Source organism: Paenibacillus arenilitoris (genome assembly GCF_014705655.1).
Taxonomy (GTDB): domain Bacteria; phylum Bacillota; class Bacilli; order Paenibacillales; family Paenibacillaceae; genus Pristimantibacillus; species Pristimantibacillus arenilitoris.
The window spans coordinates 23,652-30,449 of record NZ_JACXIY010000057.1 but is presented as its reverse complement, the minus strand read 5'-3'; the positions used below and the strand labels follow the sequence as shown (position 1 = coordinate 30,449).

Sequence of the window (6,798 nt, the reverse complement as noted above, 5' to 3'; positions counted from 1 at the left end):
CACAGCGGGCCGGCTCCGCTCCGGCCCGCATCTGCCGCTCCGCCGCCGGCTTGCCCGCCTGCGGCCGCGGCCTCGCGAACGCGCTCCAGCTCCCACTCGCGGAGCGCGGCATCGAGCGCGTGCCACGCCGCCTTCAGCGATTCCGGCGTGCGCGGCACGAGCTCGAACCCGCCCGCCGCCGCTCCCGCCTGCTCGCGAAGCGCGGACTCGCGGGCGATCGCCGCTTCCGCATCGGCCAGCGCCGCAGCCGCCTCCCGCTCCTGCTGGCGGATCGACGCCAGCTCCGCGGCGAATCGCTCCTCCGTCCGCGCCGCCTCCGCTTCCCGCTGCGCGGCGCTTCGGACGAAGTCCCGATCGGCCACCGTCACCTGCAGCTCGCGCAGCTGGCGCTCGGTCCATTCCGGCGCGATGCTGCCAAGCAGCCGCCCGATCGCCTCGTCATGCTCGCGCAGCTCCGCGTCCAGCCCGATCGCGTCGAGCTTCAGCATGCGGACCGATTCGGCCGTCCGCAGCAGCGCTTCCGTCTCGTCGGCCAGCCGGATCAGCTGCTCGTCGTAGGAAAGCGCGCCGAGCTGCAGCTCCAGCAGCAGCGCCTTCTGCCGGCTGCGCTCCGCTTCCTCGCGGGCCGCCTCCCTGTGGCGTCCGAGCTCCGTCCAGGCGCCGTCCGCCTCGGCGGGAAGGCGGGAGGCGTAAGCAACCGCCTCGCGCTCGAGCAGCAGCTGCCCTTTGCGTATCCATAGCGGCCTGGCGGCGACCGCTTTATGCAGCAGCCGCAGCCTGTCCTCCGCAGGCGGAAGCTTCGCCTCCGCTTGCCGCAGCGCCTCGTCGATCCGCTCCGCGTCTTGCTTCAGCCCGTTATAGGCGCCTATTGCGTCCGCTCTCTTCCGGAGCGCGGCTTCGGCCGCATCCAGCGTCTTCAGCTGCCGGTTGATCGCCTGATTCGTTCCGCGCGGCTTGAACAATGCGTCCATCTCCGCCGACAGCCTCTTCTCCGCGGCGATGATCGACTTGCCGCCGTCCCAGCCGGCCTGGTACAAATACCGGCTGAGCTCGTCGCCGGACAGGGCGCCGATTTCCTGAAGCTCCGCGAGCGTAATCGCGAACAGCTGGCGGTACAGCCGCTCGCCGACGCCCCCCAGAAACCGGCGCTCCCATTCCGCCTGCGCCAGCGTAAAGCCTTCGTCCGGCGCGCCGCCCTCTCCATCCCCGGCTTCGCTTCCGAGCGCGCGGAGCCGCAGACGGCCCGCGGCTTCTGACGAATAGCGCTCAAGCACGTATTCGTCCCCGGCTTCGTCGGCAAAAAACAGCCTTCCCCCATGCTTGCCGCCGTTGACCGGCTCCTGCCGCTCGGCGGCTTGTCCGCGCCTCGCGAAGCCGTACAGCATGGAGCGGATAAAGCCGAACATCGTGCTTTTTCCCGCTTCGTTCGGGCCGTACAGGACGACCAGCGAAGCTTCGAGCGGAATTTGCCTCTCGTGCAGCTGCCCGAATCCGTCCACGCCGGCGTTAGTCAGCCTCATTCCTCATCCCTCCCGATCAAGCCGAGCGTCAGCTCGCGCGCCTGCGCAAGCCAGCGCGCCGGCCGCTCTTCTAGCTCCTCGCGGAGCAAGCGGCCAAGCCCGGCATGGCCGGCAAGCGGAGCGACGGCCTCCTTGGCGAATTCGCTCCAGAGCGCCTCGTTATCCATCAGTCTGCCGCTTAGCCGATACAGCTCGCCCGCGAAGCTGTCCTCCGCGGCCAAAGCCTCCCACGGTATGGCCGGTTCCGTGTCGGCGACCAGCTCATGGACGAACGCCCACGGCTCGCGTTCGGGCGGCTCCGTCTGCAGCTGCTCGAGCAGCGCCAGCCGGACCGCGGGTTCGGCCAGCTGCCGGTGAAGCGCGCCCCGCCCCGTCAAGCGGAACCGGATCATGACCGACCGGCCGTCCGCCTCCGCGGCCAGCCGGTCCGCTTCGGCGGACAGCTGCCGAAGCAGCTCCTGCTCCGATTCGGCCTCGCCGATCGGATGCGTTTGCTCGATCCAGCGCACGGAGTCGAGCGGCACGAATGTAAGCGTAACGGAGCGGGACGCCGACACGTCGACGAGGTAGCATCCTTTTGCCCCGATTTCCCGCGGGTTTCTTCCTTGCGCGTTGCCGGCGTAGACGACATGCGGGTATTCATGAAGCACGCGGCGGCCGTGGATATGGCCGAGCGCCCAATAGTCGAACCCGTTGCCCGTCAGATCGGCGAGCGAGCACGGCGCGTATGGGTCATGCGTGCCGTCCCCGTCCACGTTTCCGTGGAGCATCGCGATATGGAACGGCCCTTCCGGCTGCGGCCGGTAGCCTGCCGCCATGTTATCCGTCACGACCTTCGTGCCGTACGACCTTCCGTACACGAAAGCGGCCAGCTCTCCGCTTCTGCGGTAAGCCGGCCGATAATCCATCCCTTCGGCGCCGAATACGTGAACGTTGCCCGGCAGCTTAAGGTCCGCCCGGGCGCCGTCCAGCGGATCGTGATTGCCGTGAATCGCGAATACCGAAATGCCGTGCGCCTCCAGCTTCTCCCACTCCCGGACGAGCAATAGCTGCGCCCTGAGGGAAAGGTCCGCGGCATCGAACAGATCGCCGGACAGGACGACGAAATCGACCTTCTCCGTGACGGCCGCGTCCGTTAACCGGCGCAGCGCGTCGAACGTCGAATCGGCCAGCCGCTCCCTCACCTGCCCGGGAGCCTTCGCCAGCCCCCGGAACGGACTGTCCAAATGCAAATCCGCAGCATGAATGAATCGAAAAGATACCGACATGCCATACCTCCGCTTGCCTCATTAGAATAAGCCGTCATTCCGGCTTCATCTGCACGTATACCTTCTTCAGCTGCGAGATGACCCGCGAGAGCGAATACACCTTCTTCGCTTTGTCCCAGCCCGCTCTTGCCAGGTTGTACCGGTACGTCGGATCCGTGACGACCTTCTCCAGCGCCTCGGCGAGCGCGGCCGGATCCTCGGGCGGCACGAGCAGCCCGTTCACGCCGTCGTCGATTTGCTCTGCGATGCCGCCGACGTCCGTGCCGACAAGCGCCAGCCAGCATAGGGCCGCTTCCGCGAACACCGATCCGAACGCCTCCGCGCGGGAAGGCAGCACGAACACGTCGAAGAACGGCATGAACTCTTCCGGATGCAGCATATAGCCGTAAAAAATAATGTCGTCGTACAAGTCCAGCTCCACCGCGAGCGTCTCCAATTCCTCGCGGATCGGTCCGTCCCCGATAATGTGGAGTACGAACGGATGCCCGTTCTTCTTCAAATCGGCGCAGGCGTGCAGCAGGACGTCGAGCCCCTTGGCGGGCACGAGCCTGCATACCGTGATGAGCTGGGTCACCGCGTTCTCGTGCGCGATCGGCTTGAACCGCTTCTCGTCGAAGCCGTTCGGGATGACCTTAATGTTCTCCGGGCGCTTAATATGAGGGGCGATGTAGCTGCGGAACGATTCCGACACGGTGAGCAGCTGGTCGGCCTTCGCCTCCAGCTCGCCGTACAAGCTCAGCAGGAACCGGTGCTCGGGACCGCCTTCTACTATTTTTCCGTTCAAAATAAGCTCCCGCTCGTAGCTGGAATGGATCGTGACCGCAAGCGGCGTGTCCGGGAACAGCTGCTTCATGACGAGGGCCGCGATCGGATGGTGCGCATGGATAATGTCGTATTTTTTATTCACGCGCAGCTTCGTCCACCAAACGTAATCCCGATAGGTTTGAATATATTTGTCAACGGTGCTATTGCCGTTATAGACCGTATGGTCGAACGTGTCGAACACGACGTCTTCCTGTCCTTTGCCTCTGACGCGCTTCGGCAGCGACAAAAGCTCCATTTGCCAGCCGATTTTCAAAAAACGTTCCTGAATGTACGGGACCATCGAAGATACGCCCCCCGGCTGCTCCGGCGGGAAAAACAACGCTTGTAAAATGTGCATGCGTCCCATCCTTTCCATAAAAACGTAAGCCAAAACTATTCCTTCAACGTAAAACATGATATATTAGAACATATGTTTCTGTAAAGCTGTCAGCCTTCCTTATCCCAATACAAGATAACGGTGATGATTTCATGACTTTCTCGAACTGGCTCGAAGGGATTAACGTCCAAGCCTTATCCTCATCGGCGGCTATCGTCATCCTGATTCTGATGCTCTTCATGTCGGTCAGGCTCTACGTCAGCTACCGCAACAAACAAATCTACCGGCTGCTGATCGCGGCCATATCGCTGACCGTGGCCAAGGAAGGGCTGCTGCTTCTTTCCGATCCGGGCCGGCTGTCGTCGCCATGGATTTATTTGTCCGTTGCCATCCTGCAAATCGTCTCCTTTATCATTATAAACTTTGTGTTCATGAAATTATATACCGGGCGTTCGGCGGGGCTTAAGGCAATGCCTTTTATTATTATGATTATGACGGTAATCGCTGTCGCAGGCATTCAATTTGCGTTGATCCCGGATTGGGCGGACGCGGCCGGCGGCGGCGCTATTCGGTTTCCAGCGCTCGACTTTTACGGGCTGATCGTCCTCTTCATGATTTTGCTCGGCACGCGAGGCGCGGACCTGAACGCCAAATATTACGCGAGCCTGGTCGTCTTCTTCGCCGCCGAACTCGCGAGGCTCGCCGACGCCTACGTATTCCGCGGGCAATTGGCTTGGCCCGGCCTGCTCGGCCTGCTGCTTCCCGTAATCTATTACATGCTGCTCTTCCTCCTGTTGTTCGAATGGGTCATCGAACGGCTTCTGCAGACGTATCAATCCTCGATAACGGACGGATTGACCGGGCTGTACAACAGGCGGCATTTTCAATCGAAGGCCGAGCAGCTGCTGGGCAGGCAAAAGGGAATGGCGATCATCTTCTGCGACATCGACAATTTCAAGAAGCTGAACGATACGCACGGCCATCATAAGGCGGACGGAGTGCTGAAGCAGGTCGCGGAAATTATGAAGGAAGAAGCGAGCGGGATCGGCGCAGCGGGCCGGTACGGCGGGGAGGAGCTTCTGGCGTGCATCGGCATCGACAAGGTGAAGCCGGACGCGGTCGCGGAAGCGATCCGCAGCCGCATCGAGAAGGAGACGATCGTAACCGTCAGCGTCGGCTTCAGCACGACGAAGGAGAGCAAGCTCGTCCCGGATATGATCAAGCAGGCCGACGAGGCGATGTACCATTCGAAGACGACGGGGAAGAACAAAGTGACGCCGTTCAAGGCGATAGCGAGGAGAAAATAAGGCGCTTATCGTCAGCCTGGCTCGCTGAGATCGGTTCCGCGAGTCCGGCATCGGCTTAGCAAGAAGGACAATTATACGCTACACGATCGCGTGCTCGCTTTCGGAACCGGCGAGAGTCAACAAGCCGCACAACGCAATCGATTATAGAAGCGATCGATTCCATCGTTTTCGCATAATTAAAGGAAGGGTTATTCATAAGGCTAGTGATCGCCTTATGAATAACCCTTCCCCTCGCAAAACGGTTGCCTCGCACCGAATCGCCGTTCCGCCGCAGGTGCCCTGGTTCACTGCGCCCGCCTCAAATCTCCCCGCCCGGATAAAGCGTCGAGCTGTACAGCCGCTTCGGCTGCGGCAGCGGTCCGCCGCCCGTGCGCCGGGGCGTCAGGTCAAGCTGCCGGCTTGCATAGATCGCGGCAATTTCGTTGTTGTAAATGATGACCTGCTCGCATCCCGTGCCCGCAAGATCCGCATGAACGGCATACCCGTCCGACGGAAAGCGGACGACGGGGCGCATCCAGCCGTCGTACAGCGTCGGATAGACGCCGCCGCCGCGCCGGTAAGCGAGGATATAGTCGGGGGCGCCCGTCTCCCAATCGCTCAACGTTTCGATAATGGTTAACCAGCCGTCCGTATCCCGGTCTTCCTTCCACAGCTCCCGGCCTTCCGCATCGAGCAGGAACATCGCGTCCTTGCCCTTCCTGCCGAGTCCGTCGTCCTCCCGGGCCAGCCGGTCGAGCCCCGCGACTTGGAGGCCCGGCAGATCGTCCCGGAAGCGGCCGAGCGCGATATGCTGCGACTCGACGGAGCCTTCGTACCGCCACAGCTCGTTGCCCCTCCGGTCGTACATGACCGTCGCGCTGCCGCCAATCACGAGCTCGGGCTCGCCGTCGCCGTTCACGTCCCCGACCCAGATGCAGTCGGCGTGATCGTCCAGGCCGCCGCAGCTCCACCGGACGCGTCCGTCCGGTCCGAGCAGGTCGTAGCCGGCCATCACCTCGTCCTTCCCGTCGCCGTCAAGATCGATCGGCCACGGGTAATGACCGAGATTGCCCTCGTGCGTCCATAGCGGCCGGAAGTCTTTGTCCATCGCCCACAGCTTGCGATAGCGATCCTTCAATATAATGTCGGACGCCCGCTCGCCGCCGGACAGGTTCGCAATGACAATGCAGTCGTGCGCATCGGGACCCGGCAGCGGGCAGCTCGACTTCGGCTCGCCGCTGCTCCCGTCCAGGACAACGAACCGGTCCTCCATGACGCAAAGCGCCTCAAGCCGGCCGTCGCCGTCCAGATCGTAGATTTGGGCCGGATAGTCCGAGCCCTGCTTTCCCGCGTTCGGATCCGGCTTTCCGTGCTGCCACAGCTGCTTCCCGTCCAGATCGAACGCGGTAAGGCACTGTACCTGGTGCGGAATGTAGCGGACGTCCTGCCGGTTGTCCGGCTGAACGAGCAGCATTTCCATTCGCCCGTCGCCGTTCAAGTCGCCCAGCAGCATTCGGCAGTTCGGACCGGCCGCGCGAATATCGATTTCGGCCAGCCCCAGCGCATCTATCGTTTCTTTCATC

At 62.6% G+C, this 6,798-nt stretch carries 5 protein-coding genes; 1 reads left to right on the top strand and 4 read right to left on the bottom strand.

The genetic code is table 11. The features are described 5' to 3' along the window. The 3 genes from IDH41_RS29690 to IDH41_RS29680 all read right to left on the bottom strand — a co-directional run. On the bottom strand, positions 1-1,520 hold a 1,520-nt coding region (locus IDH41_RS29690), incomplete at its 3' end, for an AAA family ATPase (RefSeq protein WP_190867717.1). Next, the gene (locus IDH41_RS29685) at positions 1,517-2,788 is read right to left on the bottom strand and encodes a metallophosphoesterase family protein (RefSeq protein WP_190867715.1); all 1,272 of its coding nucleotides are present in this window, start codon (positions 2,786-2,788) and stop codon (positions 1,517-1,519) included. The genes IDH41_RS29685 and IDH41_RS29690, both read right to left, overlap by 4 nt. 34 nt (positions 2,789-2,822) lie before the next feature. Further along, complete coding sequence (locus IDH41_RS29680; protein WP_190867713.1) at positions 2,823-3,950, bottom strand: glycosyltransferase family 4 protein; 1,128 nt, start codon at positions 3,948-3,950, stop codon at positions 2,823-2,825. 131 nt (positions 3,951-4,081) lie between these two features. On the opposite strand from IDH41_RS29680, the gene IDH41_RS29675 reads away from it, so the two are divergent. Then, positions 4,082-5,236: a GGDEF domain-containing protein gene (locus IDH41_RS29675; protein WP_190867712.1), complete on the top strand. Its 1,155-nt coding sequence runs from the start codon at positions 4,082-4,084 to the stop codon at positions 5,234-5,236. A 298-nt stretch (positions 5,237-5,534) separates the two neighbouring features. Here IDH41_RS29675 and IDH41_RS29670 read toward each other — a convergent pair whose 3' ends face one another. Further along, positions 5,535-6,797, bottom strand: coding sequence for a hypothetical protein (locus tag IDH41_RS29670; RefSeq protein ID WP_190867710.1), 1,263 nt, complete (start codon positions 6,795-6,797; stop codon positions 5,535-5,537). Position 6,798: the final 1 nt, after the last annotated feature.